The organism is Kitasatospora sp. NBC_00240 (genome assembly GCF_026342405.1).
In the GTDB taxonomy this organism is placed as follows: Bacteria; Actinomycetota; Actinomycetes; order Streptomycetales; family Streptomycetaceae; genus Kitasatospora.
Genome location: NZ_JAPEMU010000001.1, coordinates 3431693 through 3453769, shown reverse-complemented (window position 1 = coordinate 3453769; position 22077 = coordinate 3431693). Strand labels below are relative to the sequence as shown.

Sequence of the window (22077 nt, the reverse complement as noted above, 5' to 3'; positions counted from 1 at the left end):
TCGGTATGTGCTGGTCACAGCTGTCATGACCACCGCCCACGGTGTTGCCGGTGCGGAGGCCACGACCCCCGCACCGTATCCTGGCGGCGGCCGGGCACCGGTTCCGCGGCCGCACCACATCGGCTCGGGGCAGCCGGAGCACGGCCGGGGCCGATCCGGTCCCGTCCGCCTGGCGTGCTCGTGGCTCCACCCGACGGGCCACCGTCCCGCGACCGGACGGCACCACCGGTGCGCACCGGACGACCACCGCGGCGCACCGATGGCGTGACCTGTTGAGGGTCCACGGCGTTCATCCTGGGGAATATCGGCACCGGGGCGGTACACGGCCGGTCCGACGCGGTACCGCCGGCGGCAGGGGGCTGCCGGCAGCAGACGTCCGGGCTGCGGCCGGGAGACTCGACGGGGAGTCACCGGCCCGACCGGGGCGGACCGACGGCCCCGACCGGCCGGTCCGGCAAATCGGTTCGGCAAGGCAGCACAGGGCGGCGAGGCGGGAGCGCCGCCCGGTACGGGCCGCCCGCACGACGAAGCAGTCGGGCACGACGAGGTGCCGGTACGGAGCAGTGCCGGCGCACCGCGGCGCCGGAGTACGGCCCGGCACTCGCCAGTGCCACCCAGTAGTGCCATCCAGCAGTCCGACAGAAGCAGTCCGACGGCCCGGCGGAGCAGCAGTCCACCGGGACCGGACGCACCAGATCGCGATCGAACACGCTCGCGGCCGCCCGGCCCACAGCCGGGCGGACCGCCGAGGGGAGGAGAGTCCGGTGACCGCCACGAGGCCACCCCAGGCCGCGCCGGCCGAGAGCGTGGTCGGCGCACCGAGACCCGCCGGCCGGCCCGACCACACGCCCAGGCCGGCCGCCGGCCCGGCACGCCCCCAGCCCCCCGCCGCCCATCACGCGGTGGTCTGCGTCAACGCACCGGCGATGGCGGCCTCCGGCCCGGACGGCCAGCTGCGCGGCCACGGCCTGCACGGCTTCTACCGCTCGGGCATCCGCGTCCTGGCCCGTCTGGAACTGCGGCTCGGCGGTATCGAGCCGCTGCCGCTCCAGGGCACCCTCACGTCGGCTGCCGAGGCCCGCTTCCTCGGTGCGGTCCGCCTCCCCGGCGACCCGGACCCGGATCCGGCCCTGACCGTCGAGCGGCTGCGGCACGCCGACGGGGTGGAGACCGTAACGGTCCGCAACAGCGGAAGCCGTCCGGCCCGGCTCCCGCTGGAGCTGGCGATGGGCACCGACCTGGGCCCGATGACCGAGATCGCCGCCGGCCTGCGCTCACCCGACCTCCCCAGCCAGGTGCAGTCCGCCGGGCTCCGCTGGGCCGGCCCGACGCACAGCGCGACGGTGACGGCCAAGCCCTCGCCGCACGCGGTGCTGGCCGGCGCCGGTGTCCTGCGCTGGGACCTCGAGGTCCAGCCGGGAGCGAGGTGGTCCGTCGAGCTCCGCACCGAGCTCGAGATCACCGGCCCGGGCCCGCGGCCACCGGGCGGCCGGGGGACGGGCGTGCCGCTGCCCTGGGCCGAGGCCGAGGTGCGCTGCGACGACCCCCGCGCCGAACTGCTCGTCCCGCGTTCCCTGGACGCCCTGGGCCGGCTGCTGCTGGCCGACCCCGACCGCCCCACCGACCTGTACGCCGCGTCCGGCGCGCCCTGGCGGTTCGGCCTCGCCCCCGCCGACGCCCTGTGGGCGGCCCGGCTGACCCTGCCGCTCGGCACCCGGCTCGCGGCCGGCACTCTCCGGGCGCTGGCCCGCCGTCAGCAGCCCGCCGGCGGGCCCGGCCAGCGCCCCGAGGGTCTGCTGCCCGGCGCCCTGCGGCACGCCGGCCCCGAACTGCCGCCCTCCTGCACGGCGACCGAGGCCACCCTGCTGTTCGTCACGGTGCTGGCCGAGGCCTGGCGCTGGGGCCTGCCCCGGCAGGAGGTGGCCGAGTTGCTGCCGGCGACCGAGCGGGCGCTCGGCACGCTGCGGGCCGGCCTCGTCGACGGCTTCGTCACGGACCTCAGCCGCCCGGTGGAGGACCGCTCGGCGAACCCCCCGGCGGCCCGGGGCGAGGTGCAGGCCCAGGCCTTGCGGGCCGCCCTGCACGGCGCGGAGCTGCTGGAGGCCTTCGGTAGGCCGGGTGCCGGCGAATGGCGCGACTGGGCGGCGGCCCTGCGGTCGCGGTTCCGGGAGAAGTTCTGGATCGACGACCTCTCCGGCGGCCGCCCCGCCGCCGCGCTGGCCGTCGGCGGCCGCCCGCTGCCCGCGGTGGCGTCCTCCCTCGTCCACCTGCTGGACCTCGGGCTCTCCTCGGACGGCGGCCGGCACGAGGGTCTGCTCGACCGCGAGCAGACCCGGATGGTGGCGCAGCGGCTCGCCGCGCCGGAGCTGGACTGCGGCTGGGGTCTGCGCACGCTCAGCGCCAAGTCGGCCCGCTTCAACCCGCTGGGCCACCGCAGTGGCGCGGTGCGGGTCCACGAAACGGCTCTCGCGGTCGGCGGTCTGGCCGAGGCCGGCTTCGAACGGGAGGCCGGCGCGCTGCTCGAAGGCCTGCTCGGCGCCTCCGCGTACCTGGAGGGCCGGCTCCCCGAGATGTACGCGGGCGAGCAGCGGATCCCCGGCTGCCCACCGGTGCCGCACCCGGCGGCCTGCCGCCCGGCGGCGGTCTCCGCGGCGGGGGCGGTCCATGCCGTACTCACCCTGGCCGGCGTCCGCCCCGACGTCCCGGCCGGCCGGGTGCTGGTCAGGCCGGCCAGCACGGCGCCCCTGGGCGAGCTGCAGCTGACCGGCCTGCGGGTCGCGGGGGAGCCGTTCTCGGTGCGGGTGAGCCGGATCGGTGTCGCGGTCGTGGAGGAGGCGTCGGCCGACCTGCAGCTCGGCGCCCGCTGAACCAGCTGCGGCTGCGGCTGCCGGGCCCGCGGAACCGGCCGGGGCGCGGGGCCGCCGCGTCCGCGCCCGGAGCGCCCGGAGCGCCCGGCAACCGGCCTGCCGGGTGTCCGGACGGCTGCCCCGCCAGCACTACCTGCCAGCAACACCGGCCCGGACACGCCCGCCCGGACACGATCACCCGGACACGATCACCCGGGTGACGCCCGCCCCGACATGCCAGCCCGGGCGCGGGCGTCGCCGGCACGGGTGGATGTGGCCGCCCGACCGTCTGCGCCCGGACGCCTGTCCCGGGCAGCCCGGGCCCGGAGGCCGGAGCGCGGCCGCCCGCACCCGGACGTCAGCGCCTCGGGGCCCGTGTCCCGGAGCGGCCGACGTCACGGACGCGAGGCCCTGTGCTTATCGTCAGAGAGACGACTATGATCGTCGCCATGTCGCGTTATGACCCGTCGGCCTTCCCCCCGTTCGCTGTCACGGTCGACCTGGTGGTGCTGACGGTGCGGGACCACGCGCTCTGTGCCCTGCTGGTGCGACGGGGCGAGCCGCCCTTCCAGGGGTACTGGGCGCTGCCCGGTGGCTTCGTGCGCCTCGACGAGGGCCTGGCCGAGGCTGCGTCGCGGGAGCTGGCCGAGGAGACCGGCCTGCGGGCCCACTCCGCCCCCGAACACGGCTCGGTCGGGGCCCACCTGGAGCAGCTCGCGACGTACGGGCACCCGCAGCGCGACCCCCGGATGCGGGTGGTCAGCGTCGCCTACCTGGTCCTCGCGCCCGACCTGCCGACCCCTCGCCCGGGCGGGGACGCCAGCAGCGCGCGCTGGGCGCCGGTGGCCGAACTGCTCGGCGGCAACCCCGCCGACGGCGTGCCGCTGGCCTTCGACCACGGGCTGATCCTGGCGGACGGGGTCGAGCGCGCCCGGTCCAAGATCGAGTACTCCTCGCTGGCGACCGCCTTCTGCTCGACCGAGTTCACCGTGGGCGAGCTGCGCCGGGTCTACGAGGCCGTCTGGGGCGTCTCCCTGGACCCGCGCAACTTCCACCGCAAGGTCACCGGTACGCCGGGCTTCCTGCTGCCCTCCGGCGGCACGACGACCCGTCAGGGCGGCCGCCCGGCGCAGCTGTTCACCGCCGGGGGTGCCACCGACCTCAACCCGCCGATGCTGCGCCCGGAGTCCTGACCTCCGAGCCCTCCCCCCAAGTCCTGACTGCCGGGCCCCGGCATCCGAAGCCCGAACTCCGCACCCGGTCCCGCCCGTCCGCCCACCCGGGCCGGTGCGTCCGGGGGATGCCCGAGGTGGGATTTTCCCCTGATCGGGTGAGGTGTGCGGACTTGTGCCCGACGCCGCTTCCGTAATGCCCGAAATCTCCGACTGCGGCACCTAGTGTGCTGGCGCGGGGACGTCCGGGGAGGCCCGTGCCGTGGACCCGGCCGGTCGAGGTAATGGGAGCAGCCAGCGATGATCCAGATCACCGGACTGACCAAGGTCTACCGCCGGGGCCGGCCACCGGCCCTGCTCGACCTCACCTTCGATGTCCGCCCCGGCATGGTCACCGCCCTGCTCGGCCCCGAGGAGTCCGGCAAGAGCACCGCGCTGCGGCTGATGCTCGACCTCGAACGCGGCCAGGGCGTCACCCTCTTCGGCGGCCGCACCTACCGCACGCTGCGCAGGCCGGAGCGCGAGGTGGGGGTCGTCCTGCCGACCGTCGGGGCGATGGCCGGCCACCCGGGCCGGACCGCCCGGGGCCACCTGCGGATGCTCGCCGCCGCCGCGGGCGTGCCGACCGGGCGCGCCGACGAACTCCTGGAGCAGACCCGCCTCGCCACGGTCGCCGGCCACCGGCTGCGGGTCTTCTCCCCGGGTATGAACCGCCGTCTGATCCTCGCCGGAGCTCTCCTCGGGACGCCGGGCACCCTGGTGCTCGACGCGCCGACCGAGGGTCTCTCCCCGCGCAACATCGAGTGGTTCCACTCCTTCCTGCGCTCGTTCGCCGTCGCCGGCGGCTCGGTCCTGGTGACCACCCGCGCCCCGCAGGAGGCGGCCCGGCTCGCCGACCGGGTGGCCACCCTGGAGCAGGGAAGGTTGGTCGCGGACCAGCCGGTCGCCGACTTCCGCCGCACCCGGCTGCGCCCCGAGGTGTCCGTCCGGGGCCCGCAGATGGCCCGGCTCGCGGACCTGCTGCTCGGCCAGGGCGCGCTGGTCCGCCGGGACGGCGCCGTGGGCCTGGCGGTCTCCGGGATCGGCCGGACGGAGATCGGCGAACTCGCCTACCGGCACGGAATCCTGCTGCACGAGCTGGCCGAACGGGTGGTCGAGCAGCCGGCGCCACGCGCCGCACTGCCCGCCTCCTCGGGCCGCTCGGGCCAGGTCCAACTGCACAAGGCCCGCCGGGCGCCCGACGGGCAGCCGTCGCCGGCGTCCCCGGTCGTCCCCGGTCCGCAGACCGCTCCGATCCCACAGGCCGCACACCCCCCGCAGGTGTCACCGGCCCGGCAGGCCGCACTGACCGCACCGGCCCACCGGTCGCCGCAGGCCGCTCAATCCTCGATGTCGGAACCGGCCCTGACACCGTCTCTGGCGCCGGCTCAGGTATCGGCTCCGGGTCGACCCCTGCCGCCCACCCAGGCGCTGCCGGTGATGCAGGCCCCGTCGGGATCCACCCCCTCGCACCTACCGCCGTCCCCGCTGGCGCAGCAGCCGCCACCCGCCCAGCAGGTCCCCCAGGGGCGTCAGTCGTCCGAGCCCGGCTACGCCCTGCGCGCCGCCTCCGCCGGCAGCACGGGCGCCGGCACCACCAGCACGGCCGCCACCGGTGCGCCCACCGCCGGTACACCCGCCTTCGACACACCCGCCTTCGGTACGCCTTCCATCGGTTCCCCCTCCATCGGCTCGGCCGCCACCGGCACAGCCTTCACCAGTACGCCTTTCACCGGAGCGACCTCCGGTGCGAGCGCCCTCTCCAGGGCCGGCGCCCACGCCCGGCCGAGCGACCCCGCCACCCCCGCCACCCCCGCGCCCCTCACCGGGCCCGACCACCGGAGCGAGTGACCGTGCGCGTACTGGCCTACGAGGCACGCCGGCTGAGCGGCCTTCGTTCGACCTGGATCGTCCTCGCCACCGTCCTGCTCTGCGACGCCGCGGTGGCCGCCCTGCTGGCCCGCCAGGCCGTGCCCGGCCCGCTGGGCGTCGATGCCGCCGTCCGGTCGGTGACCGCCGCCGTCCCGTTGCTGCCGCTCCCGATCGCCGCCATCGGCGCCGGCGTTCTGGGCGCCCTCTCGTACGGGCACGAGGTGCGCCATCCCGGACTGGCGGCCTCGCAGGTGGGGTATCTGCGGCGGGTCCGGCTGCTGTTCGGCAAGGTCGTCGTGGTCGGTGCGCTGTCGGCGGTGCTCGCCGCGACCACGGTGCTGCTGGACGCGGTGGTGACCCGGCTGGCGCTGGGGCCCGCCGTGGACGCCTCCCGGGTCTTCACCCGGGGCGTCCTGGCGTCGGGCGGTCGACTGCCGGTGGCGCTCGCGGTGTTCGCCGTCCTCGTGGTGGCGGCCGGCGGCGCCGGGGTGCTGACCGCTTCGCTCACCCGTAGCGCGTCGGCCGGGATCCTGCTGCTCTGCGCCCTGCCCGTCCTGCTGGAGGCGGGCCTGGCCCTGTTCCTGCGGCAGACCGGGGCGGTCCGTGCGGACGTCGCGGACGGAGTGCTGCCGCTGCAGTACGGCTTCGACTGGGTACGGGCCGGCTCGGGCCCGGCCGTCGGAGGCCCGCTGGATCTCGCCGATCCGGCCCTGCTCGCGGTGCTGGCCTCCCCCGCGGTGCTGCTGGTGCTCGTCTGCCTGATGGTGCAGGTGCGGCGCCGAGCGCTCTGAGTCGGGCCGACCTGCGGCCACCGGGCCGGCGGCACTCGAACGCCTGCGGGCCGGTGTCATGACGATCAGTCAACAGGTGACCGTAATGCGAGGTTCTTCCTGATAAGAAGTCAATTATCCAGTCACGGGCGATCACCCTTTCGTGTGCTTTTCACGAGAATTCTCAAGCTGGGCCCGCCGATCGCCGACAAAGGACGTGTGAGTACCCTTGCGCACCCCACCATGACCGCCGCCCGCCCCGCCGATGGCGCCGCCTCCGGCCCCGGTGAGCTGGATCGCTTCTCCTACACCGACCGGCCGACCCCGCCCCTGCCCCGCTGGGAGGGCGTCGACTCCGACCTCGTCCGGGTCGGCCGCAAGACCACCAGCAGCCGTGGCCGAGGCCTGCACGGCCAGCTCGTCCAGCAGCTCGGCCAGATGATCGTCTCCGGCGACCTCGGCGCCGACCGCCCCCTCGTCCCCGAGGAGATCGGCCAGCGCTTCGAGGTCTCCCGCACCGTCGTGCGCGAGTCGCTCCGCGTGCTGGAGGCGAAGGGCCTGGTGAGTGCCCGGCCCAACGTGGGGACCAGGGTCCGCCCGGTCGCCGACTGGAACCTGCTCGACCCCGACATCATCGAGTGGCGCGCCTTCGGCCCGCAGCGCGACGAGCAGCGCCGCGAGCTGTTCGAGCTGCGCTGGGCGATCGAGCCGCTGGCGGCCCGGCTGGCCGCCGGCCACGGCCGTGAGGACGTCCAGCAGCGGCTGGTCGAGCTGACCGAGATCATGGCCCACGCCACCGCCCAGGCGGACCAGGTCACCTTCACCCGGGCCGATGCCGAGCTGCACGCGCTGATCCTGCAGATGGCCGGGAACCGGATGCTGGAGCACCTCTCCGGGATCGTCTCCTGCGCCCTGCAGGTCTCCGGCGGTCCGGCCACCTCCTGCGAGCGTCCGTCGGAGTCCTCGGTCAGCCTGCACATCCGCCTGGTGGACGCGCTCGGTACCGGTGACGGCACCGCCGGTGAGGCCGCGACCCGGGCCCTGCTCACCGTCCACCCGGAGATCGAGCCCTCCGTCCCCGCTCCCCGCGAGCACTGAGCGCGGGTCCGGCCAGCGACCCCGACGAACGACATGAGGACGCGGTTCCCCGGCCCGCCGGCCGCCTCGTAGGAGCGACCGGCGGGCCGTGTCCACCACTCGGGCCGACCACCCGGCACAGCGGTCCGGCCTGGCGGCGGGCGGCCCCGGGAGGGCGTCCCGGAGCAATTCCGCGGGACGGGATCGAAAGAGACGAACCGCAGGTGGGAGGCGGCCGGGACGGGCATCGGACCCCGGAACCCGGAGGGTGTGACCCGCGCCACCAACGGCATGCGTAACACTTGACTGGTGGCAGCGATGTGTACGGAGCGGAAGCAGCTCCGGAATACCACCACCATGTCAGAATGCTGTGTTGGTCTGCGGCGCTGCTGCCGTCCTGCAAACCCAGTCCTCAAGCCCGAGTCGGTCGGAATCGACGCCGCGTGCAGTCACGCGTGATCCTTCCCCGCCCGCTCGGGCGGCCCGGTACGGGTTCGAGTCCACTCATCGTCCGAGAGGTTGTTCGTGTCGGCCAGCACATCCCGTTCGCTCCCCCCCGAGATCGCCGAGTCCGCGGCTCTGCTGGCGCTCATCGAGCGGGGCAAGGCCCAGGGGCAGATCGCCGGTGACGACGTGCGTCAGGCTTTCGAGGCGGACCAGATCCCGGTCACCAAGTGGAAGAACGTCATGCGCAGCCTCAATCAGGTTCTGATTGAGGAGGGCGTGGACCTCATGGTCAGCGCGGCCGAGCCGGCCGCCGCCAAGCGCAAGAGTGTCGCGGCCAAGAGCACCACCAAGCGCACCGCGACCAAGGCGGTCACCACCCGGACCCCGTCCGCCCCCACCAAGCCCCCGGTGCGGATCGCGCCCGGCGCGCCCGTGGCCCCGTCCGTCCCGGTCGCCGTCGCGGCCCTGCCGGCGGACGGTTCCGCCGTGGCCGCCGCCGACGAGCCGAAGGCCGCCGTGGCGAAGAAGGCCGCCGCGCCGGCCAAGAAGGCCGTGGCGAAGAAGGCCGCCGCGCCCGCCAAGAAGACCGCCGCGAAGAAGACCGCCGCCAAGGGCGGCGAGGAGCTGCTCGGCGAGGAGGAGTCGGTCGAGGACGCCGCGCCGGGTGCCAAGGGCGAGGAGGCGGAGCCCGAGGAGGAGTCGCAGGGCTTCGTGCTCTCCGACGACGACGAGGACGACGCGCCGGCCCAGCAGGTCGCCGTCGCCGGTGCCACCGCCGACCCGGTCAAGGACTACCTGAAGCAGATCGGCAAGGTCCCGCTGCTCAACGCCGAGCAGGAGGTCGAGCTCGCCAAGCGGATCGAGGCCGGCCTCTTCGCCGAGGACAAGCTGAGCGCCGCGGACAAGCTGGCCCCCAAGCTCAAGCGCGAGCTGGAGATCATCGCCGAGGACGGCCGCCGCGCCAAGAACCACCTGCTGGAGGCCAACCTCCGCCTGGTGGTCTCGCTGGCCAAGCGCTACACCGGCCGCGGCATGCTGTTCCTGGACCTGATCCAGGAGGGCAACCTCGGTCTGATCCGCGCGGTCGAGAAGTTCGACTACACCAAGGGCTACAAGTTCTCCACCTACGCGACGTGGTGGATCCGCCAGGCGATCACCCGCGCGATGGCCGACCAGGCCCGCACCATCCGTATCCCGGTGCACATGGTCGAGGTCATCAACAAGCTGGCCCGCGTCCAGCGCCAGATGCTCCAGGACCTGGGCCGCGAGCCCACCCCGGAGGAGCTGGCCAAGGAACTCGACATGACCCCCGAGAAGGTCATCGAGGTCCAGAAGTACGGCCGCGAGCCCATCTCGCTGCACACCCCGCTCGGCGAGGACGGCGACAGCGAGTTCGGTGACCTGATCGAGGACTCCGAGGCGGTCGTGCCGGCCGACGCGGTCTCGTTCACCCTGCTCCAGGAGCAGCTGCACTCGGTGCTGGACACCCTGTCCGAGCGTGAGGCCGGCGTGGTCTCGATGCGCTTCGGCCTCACCGACGGCCAGCCGAAGACGCTGGACGAGATCGGCAAGGTCTACGGGGTCACCCGCGAGCGGATCCGCCAGATCGAGTCCAAGACGATGTCCAAGCTGCGCCACCCGTCGCGCTCCCAGGTGCTGCGCGACTACCTGGACTAGCAGCCGGCCCGGACGGGACCGACCCGGCCCCGCACCAGCCGCCGCCGAGAGGCCCGGAGCACTTCGCTCCGGGCCTCTTCGCGTCGGGCTCCGGGGCCGCTCCACGTCAGCCTGTCGCCAGCCGCCGTCGCTCGTCCGGGTGTCTTGCACCCGCGCGGTGATAGCTCACCGTGCTTGATCGACTACGCTGTGCCGGTTGCCTGCCACCGATTCAACCTGGAGACACGGTGCTGCCCAACCCGGACACGCGGGACGCCCAGTCGGACACCACCGCACCGGAGGGCACGGTGCCGGCCGAGCCGGTGGGTGCGCGCCCGCGTCGGCGACGGCGGACGGCCCTGCTGGCTCTGCTGGTCGCCCTGCCGGCGCCGCTGGTCGCCTCCGGTCAGCCGGCCTCGGCCGAGCCGCACCGCCGGATCGTCGGCGGGACGGCCACCGTCACCGGGGAGCACCCCTGGGTGGTGGCCCTGTCCAGCCGGCAGCAGTTCGGCGCCGGCCGGTCCGGCCAGTTCTGCGGGGGCGCCCTGGTCACCCCCACCAAGGTCGTGACGGCCGCGCACTGCTTCTACGACGAGATCAAGGGGCGCCGGGTGGACCGCCCGGGGCTGCGGGTCCTGGTCGGCCGGGACGATCTGCGGGGCACGGCGGGCCGGGAGGTGGAGGTCGAGAACATCTGGCTGCACCCCGACTACTCCTTCGTCGCCAACATGAACGATGTCGCGGTGCTCACGCTCGCCGCGCCGCAGACCGACCGGCCGGTGATCGAACTGGTCGGCCAGGGGGAGACGGAGCCGTACGCCGTCGGCACCCGGGCCCAGGTCTACGGCTGGGGCGACACGGTCGGGGACGGTCACTACTCGTCCACGCTCCGTGGTGTGGAGGTGCCGATCGTGGCCGACGAGACCTGCGCCCACGCCTATCCGGGCGGCCCGGACGGGCACTTCGACGCGCGCGGCATGGTGTGTGCGGGGGAGTCCGAAGGGGGGCGGGACGCCTGCCAGGGCGACAGTGGCGGTCCGCTGGTGGTCGCCGGACGACTGGCGGGCCTGGTGTCCTGGGGTACCGGCTGCGCGGAGGCGGCCCAGCCGGGCGTCTACACCAGGATCGCCTCGGTGGCGGACGCGGTGCACGGCAGAATGTGACCGGGTGGTCGCTCCCGGTGGCCGCGGCTCGCGAAATCGCCCGGGCAGCAGGGGTGGAGGGGTTTCAACTGGGCTCGCGTTCGGCGCGGGCCCGCGAGGGACGCGCAGTGACCGCCGCCCGACAGAGCGTCAGAACGTGGTCGCCGGATCACTCGCAGTCGCAGGATCGAAGAACCGGTGAACGCGAAAGCCGGACGACCGGCCCCTGGCTGGGGCCTGTCGTCCGGCTCGTCCGACCAGTCGGTCGGTGCGGTCCGATGCGGGTTCGTCCGTGGAGCGCCTGGGTCAGCGTTCGTCGTCGGAAGCCGTGGCGGTGGCCGTGGTCGTGAGACGACCGCTCTCGTCCTGTATCTCAACGGCGATCTTCTTGAGCTCAGGCTCGAACTTCCGCCCGTGGTGGGCGCAGAAGAGCAGCTCTCCGCCGCTCGCGAGTACGACGCGCAGGTATGCCTGGGCGCCGCAGCGGTCGCAGCGGTCAGCCGCGGTCAGCGGGCTCGCAGGTGTCAGAACAGTAGTCACGTCGCCTCTTCTCTAGCTCGACGAGCTGTCGTACCAGGGTCAACATCCAACCAGGCCGAAAACGTTCCCGCTCGTGGCTTTTCTTCTTTGAGGATTCTGCTTGTGTTGATGAGGACGTGCCCCGGGGGCCGGTGGTTCATGCGTACCGGTTCCCAGGATCCGCCCGCGGCTCGAACGCCCGATCGGACCGGGGGTCGAGGTCCGCGTAGCATAATCCTCTGCTGGGTTGGAGCATAAGCCCCGTCCCAGCCACCGGTAGCCTGCATCTCGGCAGTTCCAGAGCCTGCACTCGTCCCCACGGTCCGCCAGGGCCGGTGATTTCGGGAGGAGATGGCGCTCCGCTGCTCCGGATCGACCGGAAGTCGTGTTCGCGCAGCGCGTACAGGCTGCGCGGACCGGGCCCGGCATGCAGAGGCCCCGGCGGGGCGTGTGCGTACCGAGCGAAGGGGAGCGCACACGGAGTGGAACGGCTGTCGGTCCGGTGTGATGCACTGGCCGGGCCCGGATGTGACCGACGAGACAGAACTTCACCGAGGAGAGCACCGCGTGAGCGAGCGGAGCGAGCGAACCAGCAACAGGTGTGCGGTGCGGCAGGTGCCTGCCGAGGGCATCGGGGCGCGGGCATGAGCGCCGGGAAGAACGCCTCGGCCGCCCTGTTGTCCGGGGACGACGGATCCAACTACACCGCTCGGCATCTGCTCGTCCTGGAGGGCCTGGAGGCGGTCCGCAAGCGCCCGGGCATGTACATCGGGTCGACGGACAGTCGCGGTCTGATGCACTGCCTGTGGGAGATCATCGACAACTCGGTCGACGAGGCCCTCGGCGGCCACTGCGACCGTATCGAGGTCGTCCTGCACGACGACTCCTCGGTGGAGGTCCGCGACAACGGTCGCGGCATCCCGGTCGACGTGGAGCCGAAGACCGGTCTGTCCGGCGTCGAGGTCGTGATGACCAAGCTGCACGCCGGCGGCAAGTTCGGCGGCGGCTCCTACGCGGCCTCCGGCGGCCTGCACGGTGTCGGCGCCTCGGTGGTCAACGCCCTCTCGGCCCGGCTGGACGTCGAGGTGGACCGCAGCGGCCACACCCACGCGATCAGCTTCCGCCGGGGCACCCCCGGCATCTTCACCGAGCTCAGCCCGGACGCGCCGTTCGAGCCCGCCAACGGCCTGACCAAGGCCCGCAAGGTCCCCAAGGGCCGCACCGGCACCCGGATCCGCTACTGGGCCGACCGCCAGATCTTCCTCCGGGAGGCGAAGCTCTCCCTCGAAGGCCTGCACAGCCGGGCCCGGCAGACCGCCTTCCTGGTCCCCGGCCTCACGATCGTGGTCCGTGACGAGCGCTTGACGGAGAGTGAGAAGGTCGAGGAGTCGACCTTCCGCTACGACGGCGGGATCAGCGAGTTCTGCGAGTTCCTCGCCCCGGACAAGCCGGTCTGCGACGTCCTGCGGCTGCACGGCGAGGGCACCTTCAAGGAGACCGTCCCCGTCCTGGACGAGCTCGGCCACATGACCCCCACCGAGGTCACCCGCCAGCTCGGGGTGGACATCGCGCTGCGCTGGGGCGCCGGCTACGACACCACCCTGCGCTCCTTCGTGAACATCATCGCCACCCCCAAGGGCGGCACCCACGTCACCGGCTTCGAGCGCTCGCTCGCCAAGACGGTCAACGAGGCGCTGCGTTCGGCGAAGCTGCTGCGGGTGGCGGAGGACGACGTCACCAAGGACGACGCCACCGAGGGCCTCACCGCGGTGGTGACGGTCCGGCTGGCCGAGCCGCAGTTCGAGGGGCAGACCAAGGAGGTGCTCGGCACCTCGGCGGCCAACCGGATCGTCGCGGCGGTCGTCGCCAAAGAGCTCAAGAACTTCCTGACCTCCGCCAAGAAGGACGACAAGCTCCAGGCCCGGGCCGTCCTGGAGAAGGTCGTCGCGGCCGCCCGTACCCGGGTCGCGGCCCGCCAGCACAAGGAGGCCCAGCGTCGCAAGACCGCGCTGGAGACCTCCTCGCTCCCCGCGAAGCTGGCCGACTGCCGCAGCGACGACGTCGAGCGCAGCGAACTCTTCATCGTCGAGGGCGACTCCGCCCTCGGTACCGCGAAGCTGGCCCGCAACTCCGAGTTCCAGGCCCTGCTGCCGATCCGCGGCAAGATCCTGAACGTCCAGAAGGCCTCGGTCTCGGACATGCTCAAGAACGCCGAGTGCGCCGCCATCATCCAGGTCATAGGGGCGGGTTCGGGGCGCACCTTCGAGATCGACCAGGCCCGCTACGGGCGGGTCATCTTCATGGCCGACGCCGACGTCGACGGTTCGCACATCCGCTGCCTGCTGCTGACGCTCTTTCAGCGCTACATGCGGCCGATGGTGGAGCAGGGCCGGGTCTTCGCGGCCGTCCCGCCGCTGCACCGGATCGAGCTCACCAACCCCAAGCGTGGGCAGGAGAAGTACCACTACACCTACTCGGACGCCGAACTGCGCAGCACCCTGCTGGAGTTCCAGCGCAAGGGGCAGCGCTGGAAGGACCCGGTCCAGCGGTACAAGGGCCTCGGTGAGATGGACGCCGACCAGCTGGCGGAGACCACCATGGACCCGCGCCACCGCACCCTGCGCCGGATCAACCTCGGCGACCTGGAGCAGGCGGAGCGGATCTTCGACCTGCTGATGGGCAACGACGTCGCCCCGCGCAAGGAGTTCATCGTCGACTCCGCCGCCACCCTGGACCGTTCCCGGATCGACGCCTGAGCCTTCGGCTCCGCAGGACGGACCAACCTCCGGCCACGCCGGACGGCCGGTAGCGGTACCCGCACGGCGCGGGGGCTCTCCACCCACGGGTGGAGAGCCCCCGCGCCGTGGTTCCACCCCGGCTCCGATCCCGCCGGGCGGCCCGATCCGTAGCGTCGAAGAGGTCAGCAGACCTCCCCGACCGGCTACGGAGTGACCGATGAGCGGCCTCGTCAACATCCTCGTGATCATCGCGGTGCTCGCCCTGGTGGTCCGCCGCCAGCTGCGCCCGCAGCGGATCGACACCGAGCGACGTTTCTGGGTGGTTCCCGCGGTGCTGGCGGTGATCGCCCTGCGCGACCCGCACCTGCTGGACCCGGCCCACCGGGCCGGGGCGGTCGCCCTGCTGGCCGGGTCGCTGCTGGTGGTGGCGGCGATGGGCACGGTCTGGGGCTGGACGGTGCGGATCCGCCGGGAGCCGGACGGCAGTGTCTGGGTGCGGGGCACCAGGGCCACCGCGGCCGCCTGGGGCGGGATGATCGCCCTCCGGCTGGGCCTGTACGGCCTCGCGGCCGCCCTGCACATCCACCAGAGCACCGATGCGCTGCTGCTCAGCCTCGCGGTGCTGCTGCTGGTCAGGGGCGCCGTGGTGAACTGGAGGGCGCGCGATCTGTTGCACGCGCCGGGCTGATCCACCGACCGCACGGGCCCGCCCCTCCCTCCGGCCCGTCCGTGCCGCGCCCGGGACGACCGGTCCGGCACCCGAACAGGAAGGCCGTCCGTTGCGCTCGGAGACCTGGACCCGCTGGCCGGCCCGTGAGGGGCTGGTCAGGGAGCCGTTGACGCCCGCCCGCCGGACGCTCTCGCTGATCGGCCGGGCGGTGCTGGTCGGGGTGCTGGTCTGGGGCACCTTCGCACCCGGCGACCACCACGGGTGGGGGGCGGTCGCCGCCGCTCTCGGCCTGGTCGCGGCACTCGCCCAGGCCGCCGCCTTCCTGCGGGCCGGCCGCGAGCAGTGGCTGCGGTCCTCGCTGGTGCTGGCGGCGACGCTCCTGGCCACGGCGTGGGCCGCCGATCTCGGGCACGCCCACCTGCTGGCGAACTTCCTCTGGTGCGGCCTCGGGCTGACCGCCCTGATCAGGCTGCCGCTGGCGGCCGCCCTGCCGGTGACGGTGCTGGGCCTCGGGTCCTACGCGCTGGCGAGCGGGGACAGCTGGCCGGGCGTCTCGGCGACGGTCGGCGGCCTCGCGCTGTTCGGCTACCTGCTGCGGCTGGACGGCGAGTCCCGGGGGGCGGCGGCCCGGCTACTCCGGCAGGAGCGCGCGGCGCGCGCGGCCGAGGCGCAGAGCGCGGCGCTCGCCGAGCGGGCCAGGATCGCCCGGGAGATCCACGACGTGCTGGCACACAGCCTCTCCGCGCAGCTCGTCCATCTGGAGGCGGCCCGGCTGATGCTGGACGCGGGCGCCGATCGGGCCCGGGTGCGGGAGCGGGTGGTGGCCGCGCGGCGGATGGCCCAGGACGGGCTGACCGAGACTCGGCAGGCACTCTCCGCGCTGCGCGGGGAGTTCACGCCGGTCGGCGAGTACCTGGTCGCGCTGGCGGAGGGCGAACGCGCCGGACTGACCGTCACGGGCACGCCCCGCCCGCTTGCCGCGGAGGCCGGCCTGGCGGTCCGCCGTACGGCGCAGGAGGCGCTCACCAACGTCCGCAAGCACGCGCCCGGCGGCCGGTGCACTCTCGAACTGCGCTACCAGCGGGACGTGGTGGAGCTGGAGGTCCGCAACACGCCGCCCCGGCCGGCGAGCGCCGAGCAGCCCGAAGGCCAGGGCGTCGGCCGGGCCGCCGAGCAGGGTGCCGAGCAGGGTGGTCAGGAGGGCGTCGGGCCGCGCGTCGAGCCGATCGCCGGGCTGGCGGAGAGCGGCAGCGGGTACGGTCTGCTGGGGATGCGCGAACGCGCCGAACTGCTCGGCGGCACCCTGCTGGCGGGCCCCGACGAGGGAGGATGGCGCGTGTTGCTGCGGATGCCCGGATGACGGAAGGCACCTTCGGCCGGGGCGGCGGGGACGGCACGGCCGGCGGCCCCGGGGCGGACGGGCGACCCACCCGGGTGCTGGTGGCGGACGATCAGACCGTGGTGCGCGAGGGGATCGTGATGCTGCTGGGGCTGCTGCCGGGGATCGAGGTGGTGGGAGCGGCCGCCGACGGCGAGGAGGCCGTCCGGCTGGTCGCCAGGTACGACCCCGATGTCGTCCTGATGGATCTTCGGATGCCGCGGTGCGACGGCGTCGAGGCGACCCGCCGGATCCGCGCCGACCACCCCGGCACCGAGGTGGTGATCCTGACCACCTACGCCGACGACGAGTCGCTCTTCCCCGCGCTGCAGGCCGGGGCCCGGGGCTACCTCACCAAGGACGCCGGCGGCGAGGAGATCGCGCGGGCCGTCGCCGACGTGCGCTCGGGTGCGGCCGGGCTCTCTCCGCAGATCCAACGCCGGCTGCTGGAAAGGCTGTCGGCGACGGTCTCCGAGGAGCGAGCGCCCGAGCGGGAGCCGCGGGCGCTCCCCTCGGTCCTGCCGGACGGGCTGACCGTCCGGGAGGCCGAGGTGCTGGCCCTGATCGCCGAGGGCCTGTCCAACAGCGAGATCGCCGAGCGGCTGTTCGTCGGCCCCGCCACGGTGAAGACCCACATCAACAACCTCTTCGCCAAGACCGCCGTCCGCGACCGGGCCCAGGCCGTCACCTACGCCTTCCGGCACGGGATCGCCGGGCCGTCGTCCTGAAGGGCTCGAAACCCTTCTCACGAGCCGGTGGTGAGGGAGTGTCATCCGCCGAAGGACCGGTCTAGGCCTTCCGGGCTGATTCCTCACCTCATTGAGTGAACGTATCTGCAAACGGGCGTGGCCCGGGGCGAGGGCGCGACCATCATGGTCCGGTCAGAGGTGCGCCGGGCCCAGGAGCAGCAGTGCCACAACAGCACACGAGCAGTCCCGACCAGGGGGAGCGGTTCGACTGGTGGGCCGCACGGCCCGCCGGGCCGGCCCGTGCTGTTCCGAAGTCCCGCCGGACACCGCGGCAGCCGGCCCGGCCGGCCCAGCCCGCCCGGTCCGCGCAGCCGGTGGCTCCGGCGCCGGGACAGGCGGTACCGGCGCCGTCGGTCGTGCCCACGGAACCCGCGCCCGCTGCCCCACCGGCCCCTGCCGCCCAGGCGTTCCGGACGGCCCCCGCCGACGCCGCTCCCGCCCCCGCCGCTCCCACTGACCCCGCCCCGGCCCCCGAGGCGCCGGCCGCCCCCGCCGACGCGGCCGAGGTCTACCGCGCGGTGCAGGAGAGCGCGGCGTTCCAGGAGATCCGCAGGAGCTACCGGGCCTTCGTCTTCCCCGCCGTGGGCGCCTTCCTGGGCTGGTACCTGCTCTACGTGGGCGCCCAGGCGGCCGCTCCCGCGCTGATGCGCAGCCGGGTCGCCGGGCCGCTCAACGTGGCCTGGGTGCTGGGACTGCTCCAGTTCGCCTCCACCTTCCTGCTGACCTGGCTGTACGCCCGGAACGCCCGCACCCGGCGCGACCGAGCCGCACTGGAGCTCCGCTGGAGCACCCAGGACCAGCTCCGATGAGCGCCGCCGCCACCGTCACCTCGGCCGTCGGCTCCGCCGCCGGTGCGGCCGCCCCGGCGCCCGCTCCCGCGGGGGAGCACCACGGCCTCGCCGTCGCCCTGTTCGCGGTGGTCGTCCTGGTCACCCTGGCGATCACGTTGTGGGTCGGCCGGCGCGGCCAGGCCGCCGAGGACTTCTTCGCCGGCGGGCGGGACTTCAGCCCGCTGCAGAACGGCTTCGCGCTCTCCGGCGACTACCTCTCGGCCGCCTCCTTCCTCGGCGTCGCCGGCCTCATCGCGCTCTACGGGTACGACGGCGTGCTGTACAGCATCGGCTTCCTGGTGGCCTGGCTGGTGGTGCTGATGCTGGTCGCCGAACTGGTCCGCAACGCCGGGCGCTACACCCTCGCCGACGTGCTGGCGCTACGGATGCGCCACCGCCAGGTGCGGGCGGCGGCCGGCAGCGCCAGCATCGTGGTCACCCTGCTGTACCTGATCGCGCAGATGGTCGGCGCGGGCAGCCTGGTGGCGCTGCTGCTGGGCACGGACAGCGGGCAGGCGAAGACCTGGACGATCGTCGGGGTCGGCGCGCTGATGATCGTCTACGTGACCGTCGGCGGGATGCGGGCCACCACCTGGATCCAGATCGTCAAGGCCTTCCTGCTGATCGCCGGGTCCGTGCTGCTCACCGTCCTGGTGCTGGTCCGCTTCCACGGCGACCTGGCCGACCTGATGCGCACCGCCGCCGAGGGCAGCGGCGCCGGGCAGCGGTACCTGGAACCGGGCCTCAAGTACGGGACGGGCCTGACCAGCCGGCTCGACTTCTTCAGCCTCGGGCTGGCCCTGGTGCTCGGCACCGCGGGTCTGCCGCACATCCTGTCCCGCTTCTACACCGTGCCCACCGCCCGGGCCGCCCGGCGCTCCACGATGTGGGCGATCGGGCTGGTCGGCGCCTTCTACCTGATGGCCGTCGTGCTGGGTCTGGGCGCCACCGCCCTGATCGGCTCGCCGGCCGTGCGGGCGGCGAACCCGGCGGGCAACACCGCCGTCCCGCTGCTCGCCTTGAACCTCGGCGGTGGCGAGGGCAGCACCTGGGGGATCATCCTCTTCGCACTGATCTCCGCCATCGCGTTCGCCACCATCCTGGCCGTGGTCGCGGGGCTGACCCTGGCCTCCTCGGCGGCCTTCGCGCACGACCTGTACGCCCGGGTCTGGCGCCGGGCGGGCGGCGGGCGGCCGGTGACCGAGCAGCAGGAGGTGCGGGTGGCCAGGGTGGCGGCGGTGGCGATCGGGGCGCTGGCGATCGTGCTGAGCCTGTTCGCCCAGCAGCTGAACGTGGCCTTCCTGGTCGGCCTTGCCTTCGCCGTCGCGGCCTCGGCCAATCTGCCGGTGCTGCTGTTCAGCCTGTTCTGGCGGCGCTTCACCACCCGGGGCGCGATCTGGTCGGTGTACGGGGGGCTCGTCCCGGCGGTGCTCCTGGTGGTGTTCTCGCCGGTGGTCTCGGGCGGCCGGACGGCGGTCTTCCCCGGTCTGGACTTCCACTGGTTCCCGCTGGAGAACCCCGGCCTGGTCTCCATCCCGCTGGGTTTCCTGGCCGGCTGGCTCGGCACGCTCACCTCCCGGGAGCTGCCCGACCCCGACCGGTACGCGGAGCTGGAGGTCAGGGCGCTGACCGGCACCGGGGCGGCCTGAGCGGTCGACCTCCGGGGTCGGCCCAGGCCCAGGACCCGCACGGGGGCGCCGAGCTCAGCGGCGCTCGGCGGGCAGCACGTACCGGTGCTCGGGCCGGCCGGTGTCGCCGTAGCGCAGGCTCAGCCGCAGCCGGCTGTCGCGCTCCAGCTGCTTGAGGTAGCGCTGGGCGGTGGAGCGGCTGAGGCCGGTGGCGTCCGCGACCTCCTGGGCGGAGAGCGGGCGCCCGGCCCGGCGCAGCTCCCCGAGCACCAGGTCGGTGGTCGGCGCGGAGTGCCCCTTGGGCAGCGTCGCCATCGGCGAGGCGGCGCTGCGCAGGGTGGCGAACATCCGGTCGACCTCGTCCTGGCAGGCCTCCCGGGCGGCCGGTCCTGCCAGGGCGTGCCGCAGGTCGGCGTAGGCGACGAGCTTCTCGCGCAGCCCGGCGAAGGTGAACGGCTTGACCAGGTACTGCAGCGCGCCGTGCTGCATGGCGGCGTGCACGGTCGAGACGTCGCGGGCGGCGGTGACCATCATGACGTCGCAGCCGATCTGCCGCTCGCGCATGCTGCGGACCAGTTCGAGGCCGGTCCGGTCGGGCAGGTGGTGGTCGAGCAGCAGGAGGTCCACCGGCCGGCGCTCCAGCGCGGCCAGCGCCTCGCCCGCGCTGTGCGCGGTGCCGACCACCCGGAACCCGGGCACCTTGGCCGCGTACGCGGCGTGCACGTCGGCGACCCGGAAGTCGTCGTCCACCACCAGGACGTCGATCACGGCGCTCCCTCCAGGGCTGGTTCCACGACTGCCTCCGCGAGGGCCGCGGGGTGCAGGGCCTCCGGCAGTTCGACGGTGAAGCGGGCGCCGCCGAGCGGGCCCCGGTCGACCGCGATCCGTCCGCCGGCCCGTTCGACCAGGCGGCGCACCATGGCGAGGCCGAGGCCGCGCGGGCGGTGCGCGGGGGCCTCCTTGCTGGTCCAGCCCTCGTCGAAGATCCGGGTCCGCAGGTCGGGGGGCACGCCCGGGCCGTTGTCCTCGACGCCCAGCAGCAGGGTCGAACCGGACGTGAGCGCGGTGACCTCGACCGTTCTGCCGGCCGCGGCGCCAGGGGCGCCGAGCGCGTCGACGGCGTTGTCGATCAGGTTCCCGAGCACCGTGACCAGCGCCCGCGGGTCCAGGGCGGCGTCCGGCAGATGGCTGCCGGGGGTGACCGCCAGCCGTACGCCGCGCTCGGCGGCCACCGCGGCCTTGCCGGCCAGCAGCGCGGCCACGTGCGGGTCCTGCACCTGCTCGGCGATCTTCGCGGCGACCGCGGCGTGCGAGCCGGACTGCTCCGAGATGAACGCCACCGCCTGTTCGTGCAGGCCGAGCTCCAGCAGGCCGAGCAGGGTGTGCATCCGGTTGGCGTGCTCGTGGTCCTGGGCGCGCAGGGCCTCGGTGAGGGTGCGGGTGGTGTCCAGCTCGCGGACCAGGGACTCCAGCTCGGTGCGGTCGCGCAGGGTCACCACCGCGCCGTCCTGCTCGGTGGTGGTGCGGTTCACCACCAGCACCCGGTCGCCGAGCACGGCCGGCAGGTCGGCGCCCTCGGTCCGCCCGGCCAGCACGTCGGCGAGCCGGCCGGGCGGCAGCACCGCGTCGACCGGCCGCCCCACGCAGTCCGCGGGCAGCGCCAGCAACCGGAAGGCCTCGTCGTTGGCCAGCCGGATCCGGCCCCGCCGGTCCAGCGCCACCATGCCCTCGCGGATGCCGTGCAGCATCGCCTCCCGTTCGACCAGCAGCGCCGAGATGTCGGCCAGCGCGATGTTGCGGGTGCGCCGCTTCAGCCGGCGGGCCAGCAGCAGTGTCGCGGCCAGGCCCGCGGCGAGGCCGGCGCCGGCGCAGAGCAGGATGCCGGGCACCATGCCCAGCATCCGCCGGCGGATCGAGTCGTCGCTGATCCCCACCGACACCTCGCCGACGATCCGGCCGTCCGCCAGCCGCAGCGGGACCTTGCCGCGGGCCGTGCGGCCCAGCGTGCCCTCCTGGATCGCGGTGACGCTGCGCCCGCTCAGCGCGGGCTCCGGGTCGGTGCTGACCCGGTGGCCGATCCGGGCGGGGTCGGTGTGCGAGAGCCGGATGCCGTCCAGGTCGGTGACCACCACGAAGCTGGCGCCGGTGGCCAGCCGGATCTGCTCGGCGTCCCGCTGGGCGGCGACGGAGTCCCGGTCCTGGGCGGCCAGCGCGATGTTCTCGTCGGCGGCGGTGGACTGGGCGATGGACAGGGCCCGCTGCATCGCGTCGCGGTCCAGCTCCGAGCTGACCGGGGCGAGGAACAGCCCGGCGGTCACGGCGGTGACCCCGACGGTCACCACGGTCTGGCTCAGCAGCAGCTGGGCGAAGACCCGGCGGGGCCAGTGCGGGCGCTTCAACGGGTGCTCCTCTCCGGTGCCGGGCGGGGCGCTGGGCGGGCTCTGGGCGGGCTCTGGGCGGGATGGACGGGTCCGCCGGCCGGCCGCGGGGCCGGTTCCGGCCGGCGCGGACGTGGCGGCGGGTCGGCACACCCTACGTTTCGGC

16 protein-coding genes are annotated in these 22077 nt (G+C 74.1%); 13 read left to right on the top strand and 3 right to left on the bottom strand.

The annotated features are described in order from the left end of the window. Positions 1–764 precede the first annotated feature (764 nt). From OG689_RS14610 to OG689_RS14580, 7 genes are all read left to right on the top strand, one after another. Positions 765–2867, top strand: a complete 2103-nt coding sequence (locus OG689_RS14610; protein ID WP_323189289.1) for a glycogen debranching N-terminal domain-containing protein — start codon at positions 765–767, stop codon at positions 2865–2867. Positions 2868–3295: 428 nt separating this feature from the next. After that, positions 3296–4039: an NUDIX domain-containing protein gene (locus OG689_RS14605; RefSeq protein ID WP_191291937.1), complete on the top strand. Its 744-nt coding sequence runs from the start codon at positions 3296–3298 to the stop codon at positions 4037–4039. Positions 4040–4318: 279 nt separating this feature from the next. Further along, complete coding sequence (locus OG689_RS14600) at positions 4319–5908, top strand: ATP-binding cassette domain-containing protein (protein WP_266320692.1); 1590 nt, start codon at positions 4319–4321, stop codon at positions 5906–5908. Continuing rightward, the gene (locus OG689_RS14595) at positions 5905–6720 is read left to right on the top strand and encodes a hypothetical protein (protein WP_266320691.1); all 816 of its coding nucleotides are present in this window, start codon (positions 5905–5907) and stop codon (positions 6718–6720) included. The genes OG689_RS14600 and OG689_RS14595 overlap by 4 nt, the downstream gene beginning before the upstream one ends. Before the next feature lie 144 nt (positions 6721–6864). Continuing rightward, positions 6865–7797: a FadR/GntR family transcriptional regulator gene (locus OG689_RS14590; RefSeq protein WP_323189288.1), complete on the top strand. Its 933-nt coding sequence runs from the start codon at positions 6865–6867 to the stop codon at positions 7795–7797. Between the two features lie 504 nt (positions 7798–8301). Beyond that, complete coding sequence (locus tag OG689_RS14585; protein WP_266320687.1) at positions 8302–9900, top strand: RNA polymerase sigma factor; 1599 nt, start codon at positions 8302–8304, stop codon at positions 9898–9900. A gap of 227 nt (positions 9901–10127) precedes the next feature. Further along, complete coding sequence (locus OG689_RS14580; protein WP_266320685.1) at positions 10128–11042, top strand: serine protease; 915 nt, start codon at positions 10128–10130, stop codon at positions 11040–11042. Between the two features lie 285 nt (positions 11043–11327). On the opposite strand, the gene OG689_RS14575 is transcribed toward OG689_RS14580, so the two are convergent. Then, positions 11328–11561, bottom strand: a complete 234-nt coding sequence (locus tag OG689_RS14575) for a hypothetical protein (RefSeq protein WP_073924858.1) — start codon at positions 11559–11561, stop codon at positions 11328–11330. Positions 11562–12184: 623 nt separating this feature from the next. Here OG689_RS14575 and OG689_RS14570 point away from each other — a divergent pair. From OG689_RS14570 to OG689_RS14545, 6 genes are all read left to right on the top strand, one after another. After that, positions 12185–14296: a DNA topoisomerase IV subunit B gene (locus OG689_RS14570; RefSeq protein WP_266320683.1), complete on the top strand. Its 2112-nt coding sequence runs from the start codon at positions 12185–12187 to the stop codon at positions 14294–14296. Positions 14297–14495: 199 nt separating this feature from the next. Continuing rightward, positions 14496–14966 (top strand): CcdC protein domain-containing protein, encoded by a 471-nt coding sequence (locus tag OG689_RS14565; RefSeq protein WP_266320681.1) that lies wholly within the window; start codon positions 14496–14498, stop codon positions 14964–14966. 91 nt (positions 14967–15057) lie between these two features. Then, complete coding sequence (locus OG689_RS14560; RefSeq protein WP_266320680.1) at positions 15058–16308, top strand: histidine kinase; 1251 nt, start codon at positions 15058–15060, stop codon at positions 16306–16308. Next, positions 16305–17054 carry a response regulator transcription factor gene (locus OG689_RS14555; RefSeq protein ID WP_266320679.1) on the top strand — a complete coding sequence of 250 codons (750 nt, stop codon included), beginning with the start codon at positions 16305–16307 and terminating at the stop codon, positions 17052–17054. The genes OG689_RS14560 and OG689_RS14555 overlap by 4 nt, the downstream gene beginning before the upstream one ends. Positions 17055–17431: 377 nt before the next feature. Further along, positions 17432–17884, top strand: coding sequence for a DUF485 domain-containing protein (locus tag OG689_RS14550; protein WP_266320678.1), 453 nt, complete (start codon positions 17432–17434; stop codon positions 17882–17884). After that, positions 17881–19554 carry a cation acetate symporter gene (locus OG689_RS14545; protein WP_266320676.1) on the top strand — a complete coding sequence of 558 codons (1674 nt, stop codon included), beginning with the start codon at positions 17881–17883 and terminating at the stop codon, positions 19552–19554. Before OG689_RS14550 ends, OG689_RS14545 begins: the two co-directional genes overlap by 4 nt. Positions 19555–19608: 54 nt before the next feature. On the opposite strand, the gene OG689_RS14540 is transcribed toward OG689_RS14545, so the two are convergent. Next, positions 19609–20301 (bottom strand): response regulator, encoded by a 693-nt coding sequence (locus OG689_RS14540; RefSeq protein ID WP_073924864.1) that lies wholly within the window; start codon positions 20299–20301, stop codon positions 19609–19611. Then, complete coding sequence (locus tag OG689_RS14535; protein WP_266320673.1) at positions 20298–21932, bottom strand: sensor histidine kinase; 1635 nt, start codon at positions 21930–21932, stop codon at positions 20298–20300. Before OG689_RS14535 ends, OG689_RS14540 begins: the two co-directional genes overlap by 4 nt. Positions 21933–22077 lie beyond the last annotated feature (145 nt).